19 protein-coding genes are annotated in these 22,955 nt (G+C 73.0%); 13 read left to right on the top strand and 6 right to left on the bottom strand.

What is annotated here, in order from left to right:
- Window positions 1-98: 98 nt before the first annotated feature.
- Both AC069X_RS27110 and eccE read right to left on the bottom strand, forming a co-directional pair.
- Window positions 99-848 carry a hypothetical protein gene (locus AC069X_RS27110; RefSeq protein ID WP_478732344.1) on the bottom strand — a complete coding sequence of 250 codons (750 nt, stop codon included), beginning with the start codon at window positions 846-848 and terminating at the stop codon, window positions 99-101.
- A gap of 46 nt (window positions 849-894) precedes the next feature.
- Window positions 895-2,211 (bottom strand): type VII secretion protein EccE, encoded by a 1,317-nt coding sequence (gene eccE / locus AC069X_RS27105; protein WP_478732342.1) that lies wholly within the window; start codon window positions 2,209-2,211, stop codon window positions 895-897.
- 76 nt (window positions 2,212-2,287) lie between these two features.
- Between eccE and eccB the strand changes: the two genes are divergently transcribed.
- The 4 genes from eccB to AC069X_RS27085 all read left to right on the top strand — a co-directional run bounded on the left by eccB (window position 2,288) and on the right by AC069X_RS27085 (window position 5,968).
- On the top strand, window positions 2,288-3,871 hold the full coding sequence (eccB, locus tag AC069X_RS27100) for a type VII secretion protein EccB (protein WP_478732340.1): 1,584 nt from the start codon (window positions 2,288-2,290) through the stop codon (window positions 3,869-3,871).
- Window positions 3,872-3,882: 11 nt separating this feature from the next.
- Complete coding sequence (mycP, locus tag AC069X_RS27095) at window positions 3,883-5,094, top strand: type VII secretion-associated serine protease mycosin (RefSeq protein WP_478732338.1); 1,212 nt, start codon at window positions 3,883-3,885, stop codon at window positions 5,092-5,094.
- Between the two features lie 164 nt (window positions 5,095-5,258).
- Entirely contained in the window at window positions 5,259-5,612 is a 354-nt protein-coding gene (locus AC069X_RS27090; RefSeq protein ID WP_478732336.1) for a WXG100 family type VII secretion target, read from the top strand.
- Window positions 5,613-5,656: 44 nt separating this feature from the next.
- Complete coding sequence (locus AC069X_RS27085; RefSeq protein WP_478732334.1) at window positions 5,657-5,968, top strand: WXG100 family type VII secretion target; 312 nt, start codon at window positions 5,657-5,659, stop codon at window positions 5,966-5,968.
- Window positions 5,969-6,039: 71 nt separating this feature from the next.
- Here AC069X_RS27085 and AC069X_RS27080 read toward each other — a convergent pair whose 3' ends face one another.
- Together AC069X_RS27080 and eccCa are read right to left on the bottom strand one after the other, a co-directional pair.
- Entirely contained in the window at window positions 6,040-6,273 is a 234-nt protein-coding gene (locus AC069X_RS27080; protein ID WP_079430064.1) for a DUF397 domain-containing protein, read from the bottom strand.
- Window positions 6,274-6,440: 167 nt separating this feature from the next.
- Window positions 6,441-10,394, bottom strand: a complete 3,954-nt coding sequence (gene eccCa / locus AC069X_RS27075) for a type VII secretion protein EccCa (RefSeq protein WP_478732332.1) — start codon at window positions 10,392-10,394, stop codon at window positions 6,441-6,443.
- 317 nt (window positions 10,395-10,711) lie between these two features.
- On the opposite strand from eccCa, the gene eccD reads away from it, so the two are divergent.
- From eccD to AC069X_RS27045, 6 genes are all read left to right on the top strand, one after another.
- Complete coding sequence (gene eccD / locus AC069X_RS27070) at window positions 10,712-12,175, top strand: type VII secretion integral membrane protein EccD (RefSeq protein WP_478732330.1); 1,464 nt, start codon at window positions 10,712-10,714, stop codon at window positions 12,173-12,175.
- 169 nt (window positions 12,176-12,344) lie between these two features.
- Window positions 12,345-12,632: a 30S ribosomal protein S15 gene (rpsO, locus tag AC069X_RS27065; protein WP_007266917.1), complete on the top strand. Its 288-nt coding sequence runs from the start codon at window positions 12,345-12,347 to the stop codon at window positions 12,630-12,632.
- A gap of 286 nt (window positions 12,633-12,918) precedes the next feature.
- Window positions 12,919-15,138: a polyribonucleotide nucleotidyltransferase gene (locus AC069X_RS27060; protein WP_478732574.1), complete on the top strand. Its 2,220-nt coding sequence runs from the start codon at window positions 12,919-12,921 to the stop codon at window positions 15,136-15,138.
- Window positions 15,135-16,514, top strand: coding sequence for a M16 family metallopeptidase (locus tag AC069X_RS27055; protein WP_478732327.1), 1,380 nt, complete (start codon window positions 15,135-15,137; stop codon window positions 16,512-16,514). Before AC069X_RS27060 ends, AC069X_RS27055 begins: the two co-directional genes overlap by 4 nt.
- Window positions 16,515-16,544: 30 nt before the next feature.
- Complete coding sequence (gene dapB / locus AC069X_RS27050) at window positions 16,545-17,297, top strand: 4-hydroxy-tetrahydrodipicolinate reductase (protein ID WP_478732325.1); 753 nt, start codon at window positions 16,545-16,547, stop codon at window positions 17,295-17,297.
- A gap of 15 nt (window positions 17,298-17,312) precedes the next feature.
- The gene (locus AC069X_RS27045; protein WP_478732323.1) at window positions 17,313-17,756 is read left to right on the top strand and encodes a hypothetical protein; all 444 of its coding nucleotides are present in this window, start codon (window positions 17,313-17,315) and stop codon (window positions 17,754-17,756) included.
- 73 nt (window positions 17,757-17,829) lie between these two features.
- Here AC069X_RS27045 and AC069X_RS27040 read toward each other — a convergent pair whose 3' ends face one another.
- Window positions 17,830-18,384 carry a PH domain-containing protein gene (locus AC069X_RS27040; RefSeq protein ID WP_478732321.1) on the bottom strand — a complete coding sequence of 185 codons (555 nt, stop codon included), beginning with the start codon at window positions 18,382-18,384 and terminating at the stop codon, window positions 17,830-17,832.
- Window positions 18,385-18,432: 48 nt separating this feature from the next.
- Window positions 18,433-18,684: a hypothetical protein gene (locus tag AC069X_RS27035; protein ID WP_478732319.1), complete on the bottom strand. Its 252-nt coding sequence runs from the start codon at window positions 18,682-18,684 to the stop codon at window positions 18,433-18,435.
- A gap of 252 nt (window positions 18,685-18,936) precedes the next feature.
- On the opposite strand from AC069X_RS27035, the gene thyX reads away from it, so the two are divergent.
- The 3 genes from thyX to AC069X_RS27020 all read left to right on the top strand — a co-directional run bounded on the left by thyX (window position 18,937) and on the right by AC069X_RS27020 (window position 22,604).
- Entirely contained in the window at window positions 18,937-19,677 is a 741-nt protein-coding gene (gene thyX, locus AC069X_RS27030) for an FAD-dependent thymidylate synthase (RefSeq protein ID WP_478732317.1), read from the top strand.
- A gap of 227 nt (window positions 19,678-19,904) precedes the next feature.
- Complete coding sequence (gene dapA, locus AC069X_RS27025) at window positions 19,905-20,804, top strand: 4-hydroxy-tetrahydrodipicolinate synthase (RefSeq protein ID WP_478732315.1); 900 nt, start codon at window positions 19,905-19,907, stop codon at window positions 20,802-20,804.
- Between the two features lie 114 nt (window positions 20,805-20,918).
- A complete protein-coding gene (locus tag AC069X_RS27020) occupies window positions 20,919-22,604 on the top strand; it encodes a ribonuclease J (RefSeq protein ID WP_478732313.1) in 1,686 nt (561 codons plus the stop codon).
- Window positions 22,605-22,955: the final 351 nt, after the last annotated feature.

The following is a 22,955-nucleotide window of genomic DNA, read 5'->3' as shown; positions in this document are numbered from 1 at the left end:
TAATCGCGCCCCGTGCCCGAAAGCCCCCGAGGTCGCGCCCCCGTACTCCTGCCTACAGGCCGGTCCGGCCCTGAGCAACCGTCATCACGCACCGCCCGTCAGTCGATGCGCCGGGCCGCCCCCAGCAGCCCGGTCTCCGTCTCCGTCCCCCGGGTCATCACGAACTTCCGGTCCCGGGGCGTGCACCACAGCGTCACCCCGTCCCCGAGCGTCGGCAGCGACCGCACCGCCGAACCCGGCAGCCGCAGCAGCGCACCGATCCGCTCCGCCTCGTCCGGCGACACCCGCTGCACGCCCACCAACGCCGAGTCGCGCACCAGCCGGGGCGCGCTCGGGCTCAGGTACGGCAGCAGGGTCAGCACCGACTGCCAGGGCCCGGCCGCCACCCGCCCGTACGGCGGCCGCATCCCGCAGTCCCGGACCACCAGCACCGGGCTGCCCGCCGACGCGCCCTGCGGCGGGACCCGGCCCACGTCGTGCAGGGTCACGCACTGCTGCCCGCCCCCGGCCGCCTGCGCCAGCCCGGACCACACCTCGGGCCGCCCGGTCTCCACCGCGACCCGGGCCCCCGTCGCGGCCGTGCGCAGGGCCAGCACCTGCGCGGTCCACAGGCCGCCGACCAGCGTGACCTCGTACGGCGTGGGCCGGTTCACGCCGAGCACCGCCGGCCGCCCCCCGGCGTCCACGCCGATGACGACCCCGTCGTCCCCGACGGGCAGCGCCAGCGCGTCCAGGTCCGCGGCCGGGACCACGTGCCGCCCGCGGCGCGGCCCGGTCAGCCCGAACCCGCCCCGCGCCGCGCCGTCGCCCCGGGAAGCGGCGGCAGCGGCGGAAGCGGAACCCCTCAACCCCCTCAACCTCCGCAAACCCCTCACCCCTTCACCCCTCACCCCTTTACCGCGCCCCTCCCAGCGGCAGCGAGGCCAGCAGCCCCGGCACCTGTTCCCGGTCGAGCCGCACCAGTTCCGCCCGTACGCCCCGCGCGGTCCGCTCCAGCTCCCGCCGGGCCGCCGCCAGTTCCCCTTCGCTGCGCCCGGTGACCCGTACGTGCCCGGTCAGCGTCACGCCCCGGCGCCCCGCCGGAGCCATCGTCAGGCTGAAGTTCGTCGCCAGCGCGGGCAGCGAGGTGAGCAGCGCCGCGAACTGGGGCAGTCCGGCCGCCGTCCCGCCCAGCCGAGGCCAGCGGGCCAACCAGTAGGTGGTGTGGCGCCGGTCGTCGCAGCGCCAGGTGCGCGGGGTCTCCTCGGTCCGCCGGCCGCTGCCCGCCGCACGCCCCGCCCGGGTGATCGCCATCGGGTTGGCGCACGAGGAGGTCGCCAGCGCGCCCGTCAGCTCCTGCTCGGTCAGCACGGTCGCCCGGAACCCGGCCCCCGCCAGCCGGCTCGCCAGCTGGTCCGCCGCCCGCACCACGCACCGCTGCGCCCCCGCGAGGCCGCCGCCGCGCGCGGCGACCGCCTCCGGGCACAGCTCGGGGTCGAGCTTGAGCGCGATCCACGTCAGCCGCACCGCGGGGGTACCCGTACGGGCCTGCAACGGCGCGTAGTTGAGCGCCGCCGCCGACCGCGACGGCAGGTGCGGCGCCGGGGCGGGCTGGGTGTGCTGCACCAGCTGGGCCGACTCCAGCCGGATCCCGTCGACTTCGAGGACGTCCCGAACGAGGGACAGCGGCAGCGGCCGCTCCGTGCGGTCGGGCCGCAGCGCGGTGGCGTCCGCGTCCACCCGGACGACCGCCGTCAGGAAGGTGCCGTCGCCGACCAGCCCCACCGGGCGCCGGTCCCGGCCGCCGAAGACCGTGGTCCGCAGCGCCGGATCGGCCTCGACCAGCGGGGCCAGCCCGGGCTCGGTCCCCGCCGGCACGGTGAAGGAGGCGGCGCGCCGCCGCCGGGTGCGCAGCGCGAGGGCGCCGCCGATCCATTCGGGCAGGGAGCGCCGGCGGCGGCGTACGAGGGCGAGCAGGGCCAGGACCACCGCGAGGGCACCGGCGCACACCCGCGGCAGTGGCTCCGCCGCCCGGGCCACGAGCAGCGCGGCGGCGGCCGCCAGCTGGAGCAGGACGAGCTGTTGCAGTCGGAACGGACCGATGCGGCCCGGGCCGGATTCCGTGCGCGGCGCGACCCCGCCGCGCACGCGTGCGGCCGCGGCGGTCCGCGGCCGCGTCACGGTGGTGCCCACGCGCACATCCCCCCATCTCGCCCCTCGGTCAAGAGGCATAGTAGGGGCCCGGTCCGACAACGAAGGCCCGGGAAGCGAGCGGCCGTACCGGCCGTGCGGGGAGAAGCAGGCGGTCATGGCATCACGGCGTGATGAGCTCAACGCGTACACCTTTGCGAAGCGGCGCACCGTGGCCGCGTTCCTCCAGCCCTCCGGCACGGGCACCGAGGAAGGCGCGCCGCGCCCGCTCGGCGCGGTCCTGCCCGGCGTGGTGACCGGCGCGCTCCTGGTCGCGGGCTTCGGCGCCTGGGGCATGTTCAGACCGCAGGCGCCCCGGGGATGGGACGAGCCCGGCGCGGTGGTCGTCGTCGGCAAGCAGTCCACGACCCGGTACGTGGTACTGACCACCCGGGTGAACGGCGAGGACCGGACCCGGCTGCACCCCGTCCTGAACCTGGCCTCGGCGCGGCTGCTGCTCGACCCGGGGAAGTCGAAGGTCGTCCAGGTCGAGGACAGGGTGCTGGACGCGGGCAGGCCCCCGCGCGGCCCGGTCATCGGCATCCCCTACGCCCCCGACCGGCTCCCCGCCGGGGCGGACGCCGCGAAGCCCAAGCGCTGGGCGGTGTGCCAGCGGCCCGCCGGCAACGGCCGGGGCGTGCAGACCGCCGCCTTCGTCCTCGCCGACCGGGAGGCGGGCGTGCTCGACGACGGGAACCGCGCCACCGAAACCCAAGTGCTGTACGTCCGGAGCACGGGCGGCGCCCAGGAGCGCTTCCTCGTCGACTCGACGGGCACGAAGTACCGGTTACCCGACGGCGAGCCGGATTCCGCGACCCTGACCACGGCCCTGGTCGGCACCGGCGCCACCCCGCAGCCCGTGACCGAGGAGTGGCTGGCCACCCTGAACCCCGGTGACGACCTGGCCTTCCCACGGCTGCCCGGCACCCCCGGGGCGAACGCCGCCGTACGGGGGCCGGGCGGCGCCGGGAACAGGGTCGGCACGGTGCTGACCGCCCAGACCGGCTCCGGCACGCAGCACTTCGTGGTACTGCCCGACCGCATCGCCCCGGTCTCGGAGTTCGTGGCCTGGCTGCTGATCTCCTCACCCGCCACCGCAGGCCTCGGCATGCACGGCAAGCCCCGCGAGACCGGCCTCCGGTTCCTCGACCCGGACGCACCCCCCTTCAAGGAGGACGTCACGTGGCCCCACAGGCGCGGAACCCAGGTCAACCGGGTCGCCGACACCCCCGGCGCGGCGAGCGGCGGCGCGCGCCGGGACACCGTGTGCAACGTCCTGCGCTCCGTCGACGGCCGGGGCGGCCAGAGGCTGAGCACGTGGGCCGGCACCGGTTTCCCCCTCGACAGCACGGCCGGCGGCACCGGCTCGTACGTCACCCCCGGCACGGGCCTGCTCTACACCCAGGTCCAGGGCCGCCAGACCACCGCCGCCGGAGGCGCCCTGTTCCTGGTCACCGACACCGGCCTGCGGTACGCCGTGCAGGCCAACGGCGACAGCGACACCGGGCGGTCGGGCATCGGGGCGCCGGCCCCGCGCGGGCGGGGCGGCACCGGAGACGGCCGGCCCGAGCCCAGCCAGGCCCAGGTGCGCCTCGGCTACGGCGGCGTCGTCCCCGCCAGGGTGCCGGTCGCCTGGTCGGAGTTCCTCTCCAGAGGACCCCGCCTGGACACCAACTCCGCCCGCCAGCCACAGGGTTCGTGAGCGTGCCCGGCATGTCGAAGCCCTCCCGGGCCGCCGGGGCGGCCGCCGCCTTCGCCCTGGCCGCCCTCGCCGGTACGGCGCCCGCGCCGCGGTCCCCGTACGTCCTGGCCCTGGACGGGGCGGGGGAGTGCGGCTTCCCGATGAAGGAACAGATCGCCGGCCGGCCCTGGGCCCTCCAGCGGGTGGTGCTGGACGCCCTGTGGGCGCGGACCAAGGGCAAGGGGGTGCGGGTCGCGGTCATCGACACCGGAGTGGACCACGCCAACCCGCAGCTGTCCGGCGCCCTCGACACCCGCGCCGGCCGGGACTTCGTCGCCCCGGAGGGCGGTGACGGCACCGGCGACACCCTCGGCCACGGCACCAGGGTCGCCGGGCTGATCGCGGCCCGCCCCCAGCGGGGAACCGGCTTCGTCGGCCTCGCCCCCGAGGCCACCGTCATCCCCATCCGGCAGAACGACGGACAGGGCAACGGCGACGCCGCCACCCTCGCCCGGGCCGTCGACCACGCCGTCGCCGCGGGCGCCCACGTCATCAACGTCTCCCAGGACACCGACGCCCCGCTGACGGCGGACTCCGAACTGGCCGTGGCCGTCCGGCGGGCCCTGGCCGCCGACGCCGTGGTCATCGCCTCGGCGGGCAACGACGGGCTGAGCGGCCGCAAGCGCAGGACCTACCCGGCGGCCTTCCCCGGGGTCCTCGCCGTCGCCGCCTCCGACCGCAACGACGAGAGGGCCGCGTTCTCCCAGCCCGGCGACTTCATCGGGGTCGCCGCCCCCGGCGTCGACGTGGTGTCCACCGTCCCCGGCTTCGGCCAGTGCGCCGACAGCGGCACCAGCTTCTCCGCCCCCTACGTCGCCGGGGTCGCCGCCCTGCTGCGCGCCGAGCACCCGGAGTGGACCCCGCAGCAGGTGGTCTGGCAGATCCAGAACACCGCCCGGCGCTCCGTCAACGGCCGCGACGACTACGTCGGCTGGGGCGTCGTCGACCCCGTCCGGGCCCTCACCCAGGACGCCGGCCCGCCCGGGCCCCCCGTCCCGGACGCCGGCCCGCCCCCGGCGGCCGCACCGCGGGCGGCCGCCTTCCCCGGGCCGGAGACCGCGCGGGAGCGGGACCGGCGGATCGGGACGTACGCCCTCGGCGTCACGGGCGTGCTCATCGCCGTCATCGCCGGCACCGCGACCGTCGTACGCGACGCCCGCGCCCGCCGGAGCCGCCGGCCGTGAACACGCGCGGCCCGTTCACGGGACCGGGTGAACGGGGTGGGGGACGGTGGGGACGCGGTGTCCCAACTGGCTAGAGTGGCGCCGGACTTCACGCCCAGGTCCGGGGATGCGGGTGCAGTCCCCGGGCCGGTCGTGCCGGGGAACGGAGAAGCGAGGAGCTTCGGATGACGAACAGTTTCGGACTCGCGGACGACCCGGTCGTCAAGGCGGCCGGCAGGATCTCCGAGACCGCGAACGCGGTGACCACCCAGGCCCGTGAACTCGCCGACATCCTGGCCACCGCACACGCCGGGTGGACCGGTGTAGGCGCCGGCGGCTTCCAGAGGGCCCAGTCGGACCTCAACCTCGACCACGACGAGATCCGCCGGCTGCTCACCGTCCTGCACGACGCCGTCGCGCAGACCAAGAACCTGACCAACGCCCAGGACGAGGAAGTGCGCGCGGCGTTCCACACGATCAACGCCCGCCCCGCCGCCGCTTTCGCGGGCACTCCCCGCTCCGGACTCGACGGCGTCTGACGCCCGCGCCGCCCCGGCACACCCCCCGCCCGAAGGAGAAGGACATGGCAGGCCACGCAGACGGTCACACCCGGGTCCGGTACGAGAGCGTGCAGCAGATGGCCGACCGCATCCGCGTCGTCTCCAGGAACATCCTCAAGGACCTGGAGGAGATGGAGACGGCCGTGAAGGTCGTCACCGACACCTGGGACGGCGAGGCGCACGTCCAGTACCTCGACCTCCAGCGCAAGTACCGCGCCCGCGCCGACCACATGCAGAAGCAGCTGGAGTCCGTCGCCCGGCTCATCGAGCGGGGCAAGGGCGACTACCGCGCCACCGACGTGAAGGCCTCCCGCCTGTTCACCGAGGCCTTCTGAACCCGGCGAAGCACGCGAAGGGGGCACGCCCGGCACGGGCGCGCCCCCTTCCGCCGCCTCCGGGCGGGCCGTCAGGTGAGGTCGAACTCCCCGTCCCGGGCTCCGAGCACGAAGGCCTCCCACTCGGCCGCGGTGTAGCGCAGCACCGTCTCGCGGTCCAGCGAGGACCGCATCGCCACCGCGCCCTCGGGAAGCTTGGCGATCTCCACCCGCTCCTCGTCCGGGCTGGTCCCGGGCGGGCCCTGCCACTCGACGTCGCTGATGTCGAGCGCGTACAGCTCGTCCTTCTCCTGCTGGGTGCCCATGTGCGGCCCTTCCCGTCGGTCGTGCGGTGCTGCTCGGTCTTCGCTGCCGATTATCGGGGGAACCCGGCCTTCGGGGGAGCCGTTTCCCCCGACGGCCCGGACACCCTGACGGCCCGGACCCCGCCGGCCCGGACACCCCCGCCGGCCCGCCCACCCGCCGGGACGGCCTACGGCTGCGGCATCCGGCCCAGCTGCACCAGCGAGGCGCCCCGCCGCCGCGAGACGAAGAGGCCCCGCCCCGGCGGCATCGGGCGGGAGCGGACACCGCCGAGCAGGTCGCCCTCGGAGGGGTCGCCCGACAGGACGACGCCCTGCGCGCCCAGCTCCTTGATCCGCTGGAGGAAGGGCTCGTACATCGCCCGCGAGGCCCCCGCCGAGCTGCGCGCGATCACGAAGCGGACCCCGGCGTCCCGGGCGAAGGGCAGGAACTCCACCAGCTGCGCCAGCGGGTTGCCCTGGCCGGTGGCCACCAGGTCGTAGTCGTCGATCACGACGAACACGTCCGGGCCCGTCCACCAGCTGCGGTCCCGCAGCTGCCGCGGGGTGACGTCCGGCGGCGGCTGCCTGCGCGCGAACACCCCGGCCAGCGCGTCCATGTGCGTCTGGAGGGAGCCGGCCATCGGCGCGTACTCCAGCAGGTGCTCCTCCGGCAGCGCCCCCAGCAGCCCGCGCCGGTAGTCGCCGACGACCAGCTTGGCCCGGTCCGGGCGGTAGCGCCGGGAGATCTGCCGCGCGATGAGGCGCAGCAGGTTCGTCTTGCCCGATTCGCTCTCGCCGAACACGAGGAAGAAGGGGTCGCTCTCGAAGTCGACGAACACCGGCTCCAGTGCCGTCTCGTCGATTCCGAGGGCGATCCCGCGCTCCGGGAACTCCCCGCCCGCGGGCAGCCGGTCCGCGTGCAGGAGCCGCGGCAGCAGCCGCACCCCGGGAGCGGAGGGGCCCGCCCAGCCCGCCCGGACCGCGGCCACGAGCTCCTCCGTGCCCCGGGCCAGGTCCTCCGTCCCGTGCGAGCCGTCGGTCCGCGGCAGCGCGCCCAGGAAGTGCAGCTTCTCCGGCACCTGCCCGCGCCCCGGCATCCCCGCGGGCACGTTCGCCGCGACCCGCCGGTCGAACTCGGAGTCCATGACGTCGCCGAGCCGCAGCTCCAGCCGCCCCAGCAGCTGGTCCTTCAGCGCCGCCCGCACCTCCATGTACCGGGACGCCGTCACCACCACGTGGACGCCGTAGCCCAGGCCGCGCGCCGCGATGTCGGTGACCACCGGCTCCAGCCCCTCGTACTCGCCGCGGAAACCGCCCCAGCCGTCGACGACCAGGAACACGTCGCCCCACGCCTCGCCGGGCAGCTCGCCCGCCGCCCGCCTGCGCCGGTAGGTGCCGGCCGAGTCGATGCCGTCCGACCGGAAGAGCTCCTCGCGGCGGGCCAGGATCCCCGCAACCTCCGCGACCGTGCGCCGCACCCGCTCGGGGTCCAGCCGGGAGGCGATCCCGCCCACGTGCGGCAGCCCCGCCACCGCCGACATCCCGCCGCCCCCGAAGTCCAGCCCGTAGAACTGCACCTCGCGCGGGGTGTGCGTGAGCGCGAACGAGCAGATCAGCGTCCGCATCAGCGTCGACTTGCCCGACTGCGGACCGCCGACCACCAGCATGTGGCCCGCGGCCCCCGAGAAGTCCCGGCAGAGCACCTCGCGCCGCTGCTCGAAGGGCTTGTCGACCAGCCCGAGCGGCACCACCAGCCCGCCCGGCCGCGTGTACCCCGGCGCGTGCGGAGCGCGCTCCGCAGAAGGCGCCGGCGCCGGCAGCAGCCGGTCCAGGGACGGCGCCCGGTCCAGCGGCGGCAGCCACACCCGGTGCGCCGGCGGCCCCTGCCCCTCCAGCCGCCCCACGATCACGCCGAGCACCGTGTCCGCCGGCGCGTCGTCCGGCCGCCCGGGGCCCTGCGCCGCCCGTGCCGGGTCCGGGGCCGCGTACACCGCCGGCACCGGGGCCGCCGTGAACAGCACCGGCCGCCGCTCCACCGGCGGCGGCCCCGCCGACGGCTCCGGCCCGCCCGCCCGGCAGGGGCCCGAGACGTACGCGGCCTTGAAGCGCGTCATCTCCTCCGTACCGGACTTCAGGTAGCCCGAACCGGGCACCGACGGCAGGTGGTAGGCGTCCGGCACCCCGATCGCCGTCCGCGACTCCGCCGCCGAGAAGGTCCGCAGACCGATCCGGTACGAGAGGTACGTGTCCAGGCCGCGCAGCTTGCCCTCCTCCAGCCGCTGCGACGCCAGCAGCAGGTGCACGCCCAGCGACCGGCCGATCCGGCCGATCTGGACGAACATGTCGATGAAGTCCGGCTTCGCGGTCAGCAGCTCCGAGAACTCGTCGATGACCAGGACCAGCGAGGCCAGCGGCTCCAGCGGGGCACCCGCCGCGCGCGCCTTCTCGTAGTCGTGGACGTTCGCGTAGCCGCCCGCCGAGCGCAGCAGCTCCTGCCGGCGCTGGAGCTCCCCGCGGATCGAGTCGCCCATCCGGTCGACCAGCGTCAGGTCGTCCGCCAGATTGGTGATCACCGCCGCGACGTGCGGCAGCCGGCCCATACCGGTGAAGGTCGCACCGCCCTTGAAGTCCGCGAGGACGAAGTTCAGCGTCTCCGAGGTGTGCGTGACGGCCAGCCCCAGCACCAGCGTGCGCAGCAGCTCCGACTTGCCCGAACCGGTCGCGCCCACGCACAGACCGTGCGGGCCCATGCCCTCCTCGGCGGCCTCCTTCAGGTCCAGCATCACCGGCGCGCCGCCCTCACCCACCCCGATCGGCACCCGCAGCCGCTCCCCGGCCGACCGCGGCCGCCAGGTGCGGGACACGTCGACCGAGGCCGCGTCGCCCAGGTTCAGCAGGTCGGTGAAGTCCAGGTTCGCCAGCAGCGGCTCGTCGTCGTCCCCGCCGCCCGTGCGCAGCGGCGCCAGCTGCCGGGCCAGCGCCTCCGCCGCCGGCAGCGACAACGTGTCCGGGACGCCCTCGTACGCGACGCCCGCGCCCGACTCCAGCCGCAGCAGGCCCGGCCGCACCACGACCGACAGCCCGCCCCGGCGCTCGTCCAGCTCGCCCGGGACCACCTCGACGACGGTCACGCCCTGCAGCCCCTCGGCCGCCGCGAACACCGAGTCCGGCGGCACCAGCCCGCCGTCCAGGACCACCACCAGGTGGGGCTGGTCCGGCACCGGGGACGCCTCGCGGCCGAACCGCGGCCGCCCCTCCAGCCGTGACCCGAGCAGCCCCTCGATCTCCCCCAGGTCGTCGCCGAACAGCCGCTTCGTCCCGGCCCCGTCGACCTGCCCGGGCACCTGGGCGTGCGGCAGCCACTTCACCCAGTCCCACGCGGGCACCGCGCCCGGCGCCGCCACCACCGCCACCACCAGGTCCTCCGGGGAGTGCAGCGTCGCCAGCTGCGCCACCACCGCCCGCGCCGTACCGCGCGCCGACTCCGCCTCCCCGGACACCGTCACGTGGTAGAACGCCCGGACCGACACCGCCACCGGCAGCCCGTCCAGCGAGGAGTGCACCTTCAGGAAGCGCTGCATCGCGCCCGCCGTCAGCGGCTCCAGCCCGTCCACCGGAGCGGTGTCCGGAGCCACCAGCGCGGTCGCGAGCCGCTGCGCGCCCAGCCCCAGCCGGGCCTGCCCGAAGTCCGCGTCCCCGGGGCGCCGTTCCCACAGCCGCGAGCCCTCCGCCACGACCGACCACAGCTGGTCGGGCGCCGGGTGCAGGTACAGCTGCGCGTCGCGCTGCGCCCGCGCGGTGCGGCGCACCTGACGGCGGGTCCGCGCGAGGTACCCGAGGTAGTCCCGCCGCAGGTCGGCCATGTGCCCCTGGGTACCGCGCCGGTGGCGCACCAGCTGGGCGATGACCAGGCCCGCCGTCGACGCCAGCATCAGCGCGCCCATGACCCGCATGAACGCCGTCGCGGTCGGCACGAAGAAGAAGACGACCGAGGAGCCCATGCCCAGCATCGGCAGGAGTTGCATCAGCAGGCCCTCCTGCTGCCCCCGGGGGAGTTCGGGCGGAGCCTGCAGCCGGAGTTCACCCGAAGGGACTTCGGGCGGCAGCGACCGGGGCGGACGCTTGACGACGATCCGGCTCACGGGAGCACCCTTCCCTCGAAGGCGGTGGGGACGCCACAGCCGTTCGTCCCCCGACTACCGCGCGCCCGGGGGCACTCCGGCGCCCGGCGCGACGGCGATCGTACTGGCCGGCGGGCCCCCGGCAGCCCGGTAGGGTTCCGCCCGGAACGAGCGCTTCCGTGCCGTACGCGGGCGCGCACCCGGCCGCGCACCCGGCCGCACTCCGGCCGCGAACAGGGCCGCGAACAGGGCCGCGAACACGGCCGCGCACCGGCCGCCGCCGGTTCGGCCGGCACGGCACGGCAGCACGGCACGGCACCGACCAAGGGGGCACACAGGTGAGTACGGCCGAGGCCACCGGATTCCGCAGGGTCACCGTCGTGGCCCCCGACAGCCGCATCGACGTCGCCCTCCCCGAGGACATCGCCGTCGCCGACCTGTGCCCCGAACTGCTGCGCCTCACCGGCCAGACCCAGCCCGTCGGCGCCCCCACCGGATTCCACCTGGTCCGCCGCTCCGGCACCGTCCTCGACGGCGCCCGCACCCTCGCCGCCCAGCAGGTCCTCGACGGCGAGGTGCTCGGCCTGCGCCCCTTCGCCGAATCCCTGCCCCCGGCCGTCTTCGACGACGTCTCCGACGCCGTCGCCTCCGCCGTCGCCCGCGACCGGCACCGCTGGAGCGAGGACATGCTGCGCGGAGCGGGACTGGCCGGTGCCGCCGTCCTGCTCGTCCTGCTCGCCGTCGTCCTCTGGTACGCCGACCCGGTCCGCCACGACATGCACGGCCCGCCCGGGATCGTCGCCGGGGCCGTGGGCCTGCTCCTCACCGCCGCCGCCGGGGTGCGCGCCCGCGTCTACCGCGACCGGGGCTCCGCCGCCGCCCTCGGCCTCGCGGCGCTGCCGCACCTGATGATCGCCGGCTCCGGCACCGTCGCCGCAGGCGCCGGCCAGGGGCCCGGGCGCCTGCAGTTCCTGCTCGGCTGCGCCTGCGTGCTGGTCGCCTCCGTGGCGCTGGTCGCGCTCACCCCGGACGGAGGCGCCCCCTTCGCGGCCGCCGCCTTCCTCGCGGCCACCGGGACCCTGGCCGGGTTCGGCGCCATCGCCGCCGACGCCTCCGCCACGGCCGCCGCGGCGGTGTGCGCCCCCGCCGCCATCGGGCTCGTCGCCTTCCTGCCCGCCCTGTCCGCCCGCACCGCCGGGCTGCCCATCGGGTACGCGGCCCCGCAGAGCGCCGCCCCGGCGTACGGGACCCCGGACCACCACGACGCCGAGCCGTACGCCGACGGCGGCGCCCCCGGCCGGGAGCCCGCGCCGCTCGACGCCGCGGCCCTCGCCGCCCGGGCCCGGCGGGGGCACGAGACGCTCCTCGGCCTCGTCGGGGGGTGCGCCGCCGTCACCGTCGGGGCCGCCGCCGTCCTCGGCTCCTCCGGCGGCGGCTGGGCCAGGCTGCTGGCCCTGGCGGCCGGGCTGGCGATGCTGCTGCGCGCCCGCCTCTTCCGCTACACCGCCCAGGTGGTCTGCGCCCTGGCCGCGGGGCTGGCCGCCGTGGGACTCCTGATCCTGGGCGTGGCCCTGCACACCCCGGTCGATCAGGCGTTCGACCGCACCGCGTGGCTGTCGGCCGCCGTCGCCGCCGGCGCCGCCCTCCTCGTGGGAATTGCGCTTGTCATCCCCCGTACCGGCCTGTCACCCTTCTGGGGAAGGCTGCTCGACCTCACCGAGGCCGCGGTCCTGCTCAGCCTGGTCCCGCTGGCCCTGGCCGTGCTCGACGTCTACGGCCGTGCCCGCTCTCTCACCAGCTGAGACGGCGCGACCCGGCAGCCTGGTACGCTGTGTGACGGCCGTTTGTGTACGCGTCCCCGGAAGCCTCTGGAGACAGCGCCCAGCGGACCCCGCCTCCCGAGTTACGGAAGTTCCCCAGAGAATTCGACCTGGGGCACTCGGTGGCCACGAAGACCAACGAGGAGTAAGCGTGCCGCTCGACGCCGCTACGAAGAAGCAGATCATCGCCGAATTCGGTGCCAAGGAGGGCGACACCGGCTCTCCCGAGGTCCAGGTCGCGATGCTGTCCCGCCGCATCTCGGACCTGACCGAGCACCTCAAGACCCACAAGCACGACCACCACTCCCGTCGTGGTCTGCTGATCCTGGTCGGCCAGCGCCGCCGCCTGCTGCAGTACCTGGCCAAGAAGGACATCCAGCGCTTCCGTACGCTGGTCGAGCGCCTCGGCATCCGCCGCGGTGCGGCCGGCGCCAAGTAAGCACACTGTGAAGGGAGCGGTTCCCACACCGATGGGGCCGCTCCCTTTGCTGTACGTGCGCGACGTACCGGACGCTTTGTAGTCTGGGACACAGTGCACAACTGAAGAGGAGGAGCGCCCTCCCTACGCCGCCGGTCCTCGGTAGTGGCACCCGGAAGCCCCGTCGGAGGGGTCGAGACCCGGATGCTTCGATCGAAGACCGGCCCGCACGCCAGGAGCGCTTCTCCGCCACCGTCCACCACCACACGGGTGGCGGACGGAGACGACGAAAATGGAGAAAACGCTAGTGGAGAACGAGACCCACTACGCCGAGGCCGTCATCGACAACGGCTCCTTCGGCACCCGCACCATCCGCTTCGAGACGGGCCGCCTCGCCCGCCAGGCCGCCGGCTCCGCCGTTGCCTACCTGGACGACGACACGATGGTGCTCTCCGCGACCACCGCGTCGAAGAAGCCCAAGGACCAGCTCGACTTCTTCCCCCTGACGGTGGACGTCGAGGAGCGCCAGTACGCGGCCGGCAAGATCCCCGGCTCCTTCTTCCGCCGCGAGGGCCGCCCCTCCGAGGACGCGATCCTCACCTGCCGCCTGATCGACCGCCCGCTGCGCCCGTCCTTCAAGAAGGGCCTGCGCAACGAGATCCAGGTCGTCGCCACCGTCATGGCGCTCAACCCGGACCACCTGTACGACGTCATCGCGATCAACGCCGCGTCCGCGTCCACACAGCTCGCCGGCCTGCCCTTCTCCGGCCCGATCGGCGGCGTCCGTGTCGCGCTGATCCGCGGCCAGTGGGTGGCCTTCCCGACGCACACCGAGCTCGAGGACGCCGTCTTCGACATGGTCGTCGCGGGCCGCGTCCTGGAGGACGGCGACGTCGCGATCATGATGGTCGAGGCCGAGGCCACCGAGCAGACCATCGCCCTGGTCAAGGGCGGCGCCGAGGCGCCGACCGAGGAGATCGTGGCCGCCGGCCTGGAGGCCTCGAAGCCCTTCATCAAGGTCCTGTGCAAGGCCCAGGCCGACCTGGCCGCCAAGGCCGCCAAGCCCGAGGGCGAGTTCCCGGTCTTCCTGGACTACCAGGACGACGTGTACGAGGCCCTCGCGGCCGCCGTCAAGGGCGAGCTCTCCCAGGCGCTGACCATCGCGGGCAAGCAGGACCGCGAGGCCGAGCTGGACCGCGTCAAGGAGATCGCCGCCGAGAAGCTCCTCCCGGCCTTCGAAGGCCGCGAGAAGGAGATCTCCGCCGCCTACCGCAGCCTGACCAAGGCCCTGGTGCGCGAGCGCGTCATCAAGGACAAGGTCCGCATCGACGGCCGCGGGCTCACGGACATCCGTACCCTCGCCGCCGAGGTCGAGGCCATCCCGCGCGTGCACGGCTCGGCGCTGTTCGAGCGTGGCGAGACCCAGATCCTGGGCGTCACCACCCTCAACATGCTCCGCATGGAGCAGCAGCTGGACACCCTCTCCCCGGTGACCCGCAAGCGCTACATGCACAACTACAACTTCCCGCCGTACTCCGTCGGCGAGACCGGCCGCGTCGGCTCCCCGAAGCGCCGCGAGATCGGCCACGGCGCGCTCGCCGAGCGCGCGATCGTGCCGGTCCTGCCGACCCGCGAGGAGTTCCCCTACGCGATCCGCCAGGTGTCCGAGGCCCTCGGCTCCAACGGTTCGACGTCCATGGGCTCGGTCTGCGCCTCCACCATGTCGCTGCTGAACGCCGGTGTGCCGCTCAAGGCCCCCGTCGCCGGCATCGCCATGGGCCTGATCTCCCAGGAGATCGACGGCAAGACGCACTACGTCGCCCTCACCGACATCCTCGGTGCGGAGGACGCCTTCGGCGACATGGACTTCAAGGTCGCCGGCACCAAGGAGTTCGTCACCGCCCTCCAGCTCGACACCAAGCTGGACGGCATCCCGGCCTCCGTCCTGGCCGCGGCCCTGACCCAGGCCCGCGACGCCCGCCTCCACATCCTCGACGTGATGATGGAAGCGATCGACACGCCGGACGAGATGTCCCCCAACGCCCCGCGGATCATCACCGTCAAGATCCCCGTGGACAAGATCGGCGAGGTCATCGGCCCCAAGGGCAAGATGATCAACCAGATCCAGGAGGACACCGGCGCCGAGATCACGATCGAGGACGACGGCACCATCTACATCGGTGCAGCCGACGGCCCGGCCGCCGAGGCCGCCCGCTCCACGATCAACGCGATCGCCAACCCGACCATGCCGGAGGTCGGCGAGCGCTACCTGGGTACGGTCGTCAAGACCACCACCTTCGGTGCCTTTGTCTCCCTCATGCCCGGCAAGGACGGCCTGCTGCACATCTCGCAGATCCGCAAGCTCGCCGGCGGCAAGCGCGTGGAGAACGTCGAGGACGTGCTCGCGGTCGGCACCAAGGTGCAGGTCGAGATCGCCGAGATCGACCAGCGCGGCAAGCTCTCCCTGGTCCCCGTGATCGAGGGCGAGGACGCCGCCGAGGCCGACAAGGACGACTCCGACAAGTGACGTCGCGTAGTTCCCGTGTGACGGCCCGCCCCTCTTCGGAGGGGCGGGCCGTCGCCCGTACCCAAACCCTCCTCAAGGGCCGCAGCGGCATCGGCACCGTCCGGCGCACGGTCCTGCCCGGCGGGCTGCGCATCGTCACCGAGACGCTGCCCTCCGTCCGCTCCGCCACCTTCGGCATCTGGGCCAACGTGGGCTCGCGCGACGAGACGCCTTCCCTGAACGGCGCCACCCACTACCTGGAACACCTCCTCTTCAAGGGCACCGCCCAGCGCAGCGCCCTCGACATCTCCTCCGCGATCGACGCGGTCGGCGGCGAGATGAACGCCTTCACGGCGAAGGAGTACACCTGCTACTACGCCCGGGTCCTCGACACCGACCTGCCGCTCGCCATCGACGTGGTCTGCGACATGCTCACCGGCTCGCTGATCCGCGAGGAGGACGTCGACGCCGAGCGCGGGGTCATCCTCGAAGAGATCGCGATGACCGAGGACGACCCGGGCGACATGGTCCACGACCTGTTCGCCCAGACCATGTACGGGGACTCGCCGCTCGGCCGCCCCGTCCTCGGCACGGTCGACACCATCAACGCCCTCGGCGCCGACCGGATCCGCCGCTTCTGGAAGAAGCACTACGACCCGACCCGCCTGGTCGTGGCGGCCGCCGGCAACGTCGACCACAACAAGGTCGTACGCCAGGTCCGCGCGGCCTTCGAGAAGGCCGGCGCCCTGAAGCACACCGACGCCGTCCCGCTCGGCCCGCGTACCGGCACCAAGCGGATCCGCACCGCCGGCCGCGTCGACCTGGTCAACCGCAAGACCGAGCAGGCCCACGTGGTCCTCGGGATGCCCGGCATCTCCCGCACCGACGAGCGCCGCTGGGCCCTCGGCGTGCTGAACACCGCCCTGGGCGGCGGCATGTCCTCCCGCCTCTTCCAGGAGGTCCGCGAGAAGCGCGGCCTGGCCTACAGCGTGTACTCGTACACCTCGGCCTTCGCCGACACCGGCCTCTTCGGCGTCTACGCAGGCTGCCGGCCCAGCCAGGTCCACGACGTGCTGCGGATCTGCCGCCAGGAGCTCGACACCGTCGCCTCCGAAGGCCTCACCGACGAGGAGATCAGGCGCGCCGTCGGCCAGCTCTCCGGCTCCACCGTCCTCGGCCTGGAGGACACCGGCGCGATCATGAACCGCATCGGCAAGAGCGAGCTGTGCTGGGGCGACCAGATGTCCGTCGACGACATGCTGGCCCGCATCTCCGAGGTGACCCCGGACGACGTCCGCGCGGTCGCCCAGGATGTACTGGCCCAGCGGCCCTCGCTCGCGGTGATCGGCCCCCTCAAGGAGAAGCAGGCCGCCCGCCTCGACGAAGCGGTCGCCTAGAACGTACGCACGGACCCTAAGGAAGCAACAATGAGCAAGCTGCGCGTGGCAGTCCTCGGCGCCCGGGGCCGCATCGGCTCCGAGGCGGTCAAGGCGGTCGAGGCCGCCGAGGACATGGAGCTGGTGGCGGCCCTCGGACGGGGCGACAAGCTGGAGACGGTGACCGAGGCGGGAGCCCAGGTCGTCGTCGAGCTGACCACCCCCGACTCGGTCATGGGGAACCTGGAGTTCCTCGTCGGCCACGGTATCCACGCCGTGGTCGGCACCACCGGCTGGAACGAGGACCGCCTCGCCCGGCTGAACACCTGGCTCTCGGCCTCCCCGGAGACCGGGGTGCTCATCGCCCCGAACTTCTCGATCGGCGCCGTCCTCACCATGAAGTTCGCCGCCCAGGCCGCGCGCTACTTCGAGTCCGTCGAGGTCGTCGAGCTGCACCACCCGAAGAAGGTCGACGCCCCCTCCGGCACCGCGACCCGTACCGCCCAGCTCATCGCGGCCGCCCGCGCCGAGGCCGGCCTCGGCGCCCAGCCCGACGCCACCGCCACGGCCCTCGACGGAGCCCGCGGCGCCGACGTCGACGGCGTCCCGGTGCACGCCATCCGCCTGCGCGGTCTGCTGGCCCACCAGGAGGTCCTCCTCGGCGGCGAGGGCGAGACCCTGACCATCCGTCACGACTCCCTGCACCACAGCAGCTTCATGCCGGGCATCCTGCTCGGCGCCCGCCGCGTGACGCAGACCCCGGGCCTCACCTTCGGCCTGGAAAACTTCCTCGACCTCGGCTGATGAGGCAGTAACCCCATGCGCGCGAAGATCACCTACCTCGTCACGGCCGCCGTCCTGGTCGTCTACTTCGTCCTGGTCGGAAGCCGGGGCGTGCTGCTGATCCAGCAGGGCACCTGGCTGACCGTCACCTTCGGTGCGGCCGTGCTGATCCTGCCCGTCATCGGCGTCTGGTTCCTCTGGATGAACACCCGCTTCGTCACCCGGGCCAACCAGCTCGCGGCCGAGCTGGAGGCCGAGGGCGGCCTGCCCGCCGACGAACTGGAACGGGACCAGTACGGCCGGATCCTGCGGGACTCCGCCGACGAGGTCTTCGCGCGCCGCAAGGCGGAGACCGAGGACGCGCCGGGGGACTGGCGCACCTGGTTCCGCCTCGCCGTCGCCTACCACGACGCCCGCGACACCCCGCGGGCCCGCAAGGCCATGCAGCGGGCCATCGCCCTGCACCAGGCGCACGCCTGACCGCGTACGCGCACGAACGAGAAGGGCCCGTACAGGAAGATCCCCGTACGGGCCCTCGTGCCGTCCCGAGCCGTCAGGCGGGAACGGCCCGGTACTCCTCGGCCCACGCCTCCACCAGGCCGGCGGCCCGGTCGAAGGCCTCGCCCCGCGCCAGGAAGTCGGCGCTGTGGTCGGTCAGCAGCACCGGCAGCTCCGCGCCGCCGCGCCGGGCCACCGTCAGCGCCTGCCCCTGCACGGTCCTCGGCAGTCCCAGCCAGCGCACCGGCTGCTGGACCGTGCGGACCTTCTCCACCTCGCTCCAGGCGAGGGAACGGGTCCCGAAGAACCCGACCCGGCGCAGCCCGGCGGGGCTCACCCACACACCCGTGCGCAGGATGCGCAGCGCCGAGCCGACCACGACGAGCGAGGCGGCCAGGGCGATGCCCGCACCCGCCCACGTGCCCGCGAAGGCGATGATCACCGTGGCGAGCAGCATGAAGGCGGAGAGCAGCAGCAGGACCGCCGCACCGGCCACCCGCCAGGGGCCCGGCCGGTAGGGGCGCCGCCAGCGCTCGGGATCCACGTGCGGGAGAGGTTCGTCCTCGTCCGCGTCGAAGACGCCGTCGGCCGTCAGGAAGGGCAGGGGCACGGCAGGACCTCACTCACATGCACGTTCGGTTGGGCTGTGCCCGAGAGGCTACCGCCCTCCGGACACCTCCGATTGCTGCGCCGTCCCCGTGGGCTTGTCGGACGCCTGGTACGGCTGCAGTGCGGGTATGCCGAAAAGCAGCGAGCCCACGAGCCCCGCCACCACGGTCAGTCCGACCAGACTACGGGCGGTGATCTGGGTGACGCTCAGACTCTCGCGCGGCGGCGGAGTGACGTTGCTGCGGAAACGCTCGGCCTCGGCGACGAAGGCGAAGGGGACGGGTTCGCGCCGGCGAAACACGGTGGCGACTCTCCTCACGGTCGGGGCTCAGGGGCCCGGGGTCTGACGGATGGTGTGCTCTCTCCAGGACAGACGAACGAACGGCCCAATCGGTGCCGGATTTCCGGACATTAAGCAAAATTCATGGCGCCTCGTCAGCTCGCGGCGGACCGTCGGCACCCGACCGCCCCCGCCGGCGGGCGGTCGGGCGGCCCGGCCGATCCGCCGTAGAGTGGGCGCGCCCCTCGAAAGACCCGTTCGGAAGGACCCCGTGTGAGCGACACCGCCGCCTCAGACCTGAAACCAAGCTTCCGCAGTGACGTGACGGTGGAGCTGGTGAAGCACGCCGCCACCGACAGCGACGTGCTGTGGGCCGCCCGAGTCTCCACGGCCGGCGAGCAGTCCCTGGAAGAGCTCCAGAAGGACCCGGAGCGCTCCAAGGGGCTCATCAACTACCTGATGCGCGACCGCCACGGCAGCCCCTTCGAGCACAACTCGATGACCTTCTTCATCAGCGCCCCGATCTTCGTCTTCAGGGAGTTCATGCGGCACCGCGTGGGCTGGTCCTACAACGAGGAATCCGGCCGCTACAGGGAGCTGGAGCCGGTCTTCTACGTCCCGGACGCCGAGCGCAAGCTCGTCCAGGAGGGCCGCCCGGGCAAGTACGTCTTCGTCGAGGGCACCGAGGCGCAGCAGGAGCTCACCGGCCGCGTCATGGAGGACTCCTACCGCCAGGCCTACGAGGCGTACCAGGAGATGCTCGCGGCCGGCGTGGCCCGCGAGGTCGCCCGTTCGGTCCTGCCGGTCGGCCTGTTCTCCTCGATGTACGCCACCTGCAACGCCCGCTCGCTGATGCACTTCCTCGGCCTGCGCACCCAGCACGAGCTGGCCAGGGTGCCGTCGTTCCCGCAGCGGGAGATCGAGATGGTCGGCGAGAAGATGGAGCAGCACTGGGCCGCGCTCATGCCGCTGACCTACGCGGCCTTCAACGCCAACGGTCGCGTTGCCCCGTAAGGGCTGATACACGCGTGGCGTACGCATGTGCGGGAGCAAGTCCCAAGTGTCCGTATTGCGGCGTTTCGTAAAGTTCATCTAGGCTGATCAAACGGACCCGGCACTGCTTGAACCCCCGAGCAGGCAGTGCCGGGATCCAACACCCTCCCGGCCCCCACCGGGCGGCACCGCCTGTTGACGTCCCCCGAGGGGACACCGCGAGCATGGCAGCGAGTAGCGTGTTACCCATGGCTCCGATCTCGACTCCGCAGACCCCCTTCGGGCGGGTCCTCACCGCCATGATCACGCCGTTCACGGCTGATGGCGCACTTGACCTCGACGGCGCGCAGCGTCTCGCCGTCCACCTGGTGGACGCAGGCAACGACGGCCTGATCATCAACGGCACCACCGGTGAGTCGCCCACCACCACCGACGCGGAGAAAAACGACCTCGTACGAGCCGTACTCGAAGCGGTCGGCGACCGCGCCCACGTCGTCGCCGGCATCGGCACCAACGACACCCGCCACACCCTCGAGCTCGCCCGCCAGGCCGAGCGCACCGGGGCCCACGGCCTCCTCGCCGTGACGCCCTACTACAGCAAGCCGCCGCAGGAAGGCCTCTTCCAGCACTTCACGGCCATCGCCGATGCCACCGAGCTCCCGGTGATGCTCTACGACATCCCCGGCCGCAGCGGCGTCCCGATCAACACGGAGACCCTGGTCCGGCTGGCCGAGCACCCCCGCATCGTGGCCAACAAGGACGCCAAGGGCGACCTCGGCCGCGCCAGCTGGGCCATCGCCCAGAGCGGCCTGGCCTGGTACTCCGGCGACGACATGCTGAACCTGCCCCTCCTGTCGGTCGGCGCGGTCGGCTTCGTCTCCGTCGTCAGCCACGTGGTCACCCCCGAGCTGCGCGCCATGGTGGAGGCCCACGTCGGCGGCGACGTCCAGAAGGCCACCGAGATCCACCAGAAGCTGCTCCCGGTCTTCACGGGCATGTTCCGCACCCAGGGCGTGATGACCACCAAGGCCGCCCTGTCCCTCCAGGGCCTGCCCGCCGGCCCGCTGCGCCTGCCCCTCATCGGACTGACCGACGAAGAGACGGCCCAGCTCAAGATCGATCTTGCCGCGGGCGGGGTACAGCTCTGACAACGGACTTCACAACTGAATAGGCAAGACCGAAACAGACAACAGCAAGTGCACGAATGACATGCGCGCCACGTGCCTGGGAGGTACGTGGCGTGCGTGGTGAAGGAGAACCTTTTGAGCCATCCGCACCCCGAACTCGGCCCACCGCCGAAGCTGCCCAAGGGCGGCCTCCGGGTCACCCCCCTGGGCGGCCTCGGCGAGATCGGCCGCAACATGACCGTCTTCGAGTTCGACGGCCGTCTCCTGATCGTCGACTGCGGCGTCCTCTTCCCCGAGGAGGAGCAGCCGGGCATCGACCTGATCCTGCCGGACTTCACGTCCATCCGGGACCGTCTCGACGACATCGAGGGCATCGTCCTCACCCACGGCCACGAAGACCACATCGGCGCCGTCCCGTACCTCCTCCGGGAGAAGCCGGACATCCCGCTGATCGGCTCCAAGCTGACGCTGGCCCTCATCGAGGCCAAGCTTCAGGAGCACCGCATCCGCCCCTACACCCTCGAGGTGAAGGAGGGCGAGCGCGAGAACCTGGGCCCCTTCGACTGCGAGTTCATCGCCGTCAACCACTCCATCCCGGACGCCCTGGCCGTCGCCATCCGCACCGACGCGGGTCTTGTCGTCGCCACCGGCGACTTCAAGATGGACCAGCTCCCGATGGACAACCGCCTCACCGACCTGCACGCCTTCGCGCGTCTGAGCGAGGAGGGCATCGACCTCCTCCTCTCGGACTCGACGAACGCCGAGGTCCCGGGCTTCGTCCCGCCGGAGCGCGACATCTCCAACGTGATCCGCGGCGTCTTCGCGGGCGCGCAGAAGCGGATCATCGTGGCCTCCTTCGCGAGCCACGTCCACCGCATCCAGCAGATCCTGGACGCCGCCCACGAGTACGGGCGCCGGGTCGCCTTCGTGGGCCGCTCCATGGTCCGCAACATGGGCATCGCCCGTGACCTGGGCTACCTGCGCGTGCCGGCCGGTCTGGTCGTCGACGTCAAGACCCTCGACGACCTGCCGGACGACGAGGTCGTGCTCGTCTGCACGGGCTCCCAGGGCGAGCCGATGGCGGCCCTGTCCCGCATGGCCAACCGCGACCACCAGATCCGGATCGTCCCCGGCGACACCGTGATCCTGGCGTCGTCCCTGATCCCGGGCAACGAGAACGCGGTCTACCGCGTGATCAACGGCCTGACCCGCTGGGGCGCCAACGTCGTGCACAAGGGCAACGCCAAGGTGCACGTCTCGGGCCACGCCTCCGCCGGCGAGCTGCTGTACTTCTACAACATCTGCAAGCCGCGGAACCTGATGCCGGTCCACGGCGAGTGGCGCCACCTGCGCGCCAACGCCGAGCTCGGCGCGATGACGGGTGTCCCGAAGGACCGCATCGTCATCGCCGAGGACGGCGTGGTCGTCGATCTGATCGACGGCAAGGCCCGCATCTCCGGCAAGGTCCAGGCCGGCTACGTGTACGTCGACGGCCTCTCGGTCGGCGACGTCACCGAGGCCTCCCTGAAGGACCGCCGCATCCTGGGCGACGAGGGCATCATCTCGGTCTACGTCGTGGTCGACAGCACCACCGGCAAGGTCGTGAGCGGCCCGAACATCCAGGCGCGCGGCTCCGGCATCGAGGACTCGGCCTTCGGTCCGGTCAGCGCGAAGATCGAAGAGGCGATCGCCCGCGCCGCCGCCGACGGCGTCGCGGAGCCGCACCAGATCCAGCAGCTCATCCGCCGGACCATGGGCAAGTGGGTGTCGGACAGCTACCGCCGCCGCCCGATGATCCTCCCGGTCGTGGTCGAGGTCTGACCTCGGCGTACGCGTCCGCGTACGTAGCGACCTCACTGGAGCGGGGCAACCGGATTTGCGTCCGGGGGCCCCGCTCCAGTACGTTTACGTCTCCACCTCGCAAGGAACCGGGCACACACGTGTGCCCGTTGCCGTGTGCGAGCGGGTGGCAATCAGCAGCCAGGGAAACCTGATAAAGTCTGATCCGCCCGAAAGGGAAAGGCCTCTCCGAAGGCCATCGGAATTCCAATCCAAGCCGGGAACGGCACGGAAAAGAATCTGATAGAGTCGGAACCGCCGGAAAGGGAAAGCGCGAAAGCGAAGGACCTGGAAAGCAAGCGAGAAAGACTCTGATAGAGTCTGAATCGCAAG

The sequence above is a fragment of the Streptomyces sp. NPDC043896 genome (assembly GCF_056435605.1).
The sequence above is the reverse complement of the archived record's forward strand: the minus strand, read 5'-3'. Positions and strand labels throughout refer to the sequence as shown.

Excerpts from the sequence above, each read along its gene's own strand:
- dapA (WP_478732315.1), top strand. The coding sequence starts at position 19,905 with ATGGCTCCGATCTCGACTCCGCAGACCCCCTTCGGGCGGGTCCTCACC.
- dapB (WP_478732325.1), top strand. The coding sequence starts at position 16,545 with ATGAGCAAGCTGCGCGTGGCAGTCCTCGGCGCCCGGGGCCGCATCGGC.
- AC069X_RS27080 (WP_079430064.1), bottom strand. The coding sequence starts at position 6,273 with ATGGGCACCCAGCAGGAGAAGGACGAGCTGTACGCGCTCGACATCAGC.
- mycP (WP_478732338.1), top strand. The coding sequence starts at position 3,883 with ATGTCGAAGCCCTCCCGGGCCGCCGGGGCGGCCGCCGCCTTCGCCCTG.
- eccB (WP_478732340.1), top strand. The coding sequence starts at position 2,288 with ATGGCATCACGGCGTGATGAGCTCAACGCGTACACCTTTGCGAAGCGG.
- AC069X_RS27090 (WP_478732336.1), top strand. The coding sequence starts at position 5,259 with ATGACGAACAGTTTCGGACTCGCGGACGACCCGGTCGTCAAGGCGGCC.
- AC069X_RS27085 (WP_478732334.1), top strand. The coding sequence starts at position 5,657 with ATGGCAGGCCACGCAGACGGTCACACCCGGGTCCGGTACGAGAGCGTG.
- eccE (WP_478732342.1), bottom strand. The coding sequence starts at position 2,211 with ATGCCTCTTGACCGAGGGGCGAGATGGGGGGATGTGCGCGTGGGCACC.
- AC069X_RS27045 (WP_478732323.1), top strand. The coding sequence starts at position 17,313 with ATGCGCGCGAAGATCACCTACCTCGTCACGGCCGCCGTCCTGGTCGTC.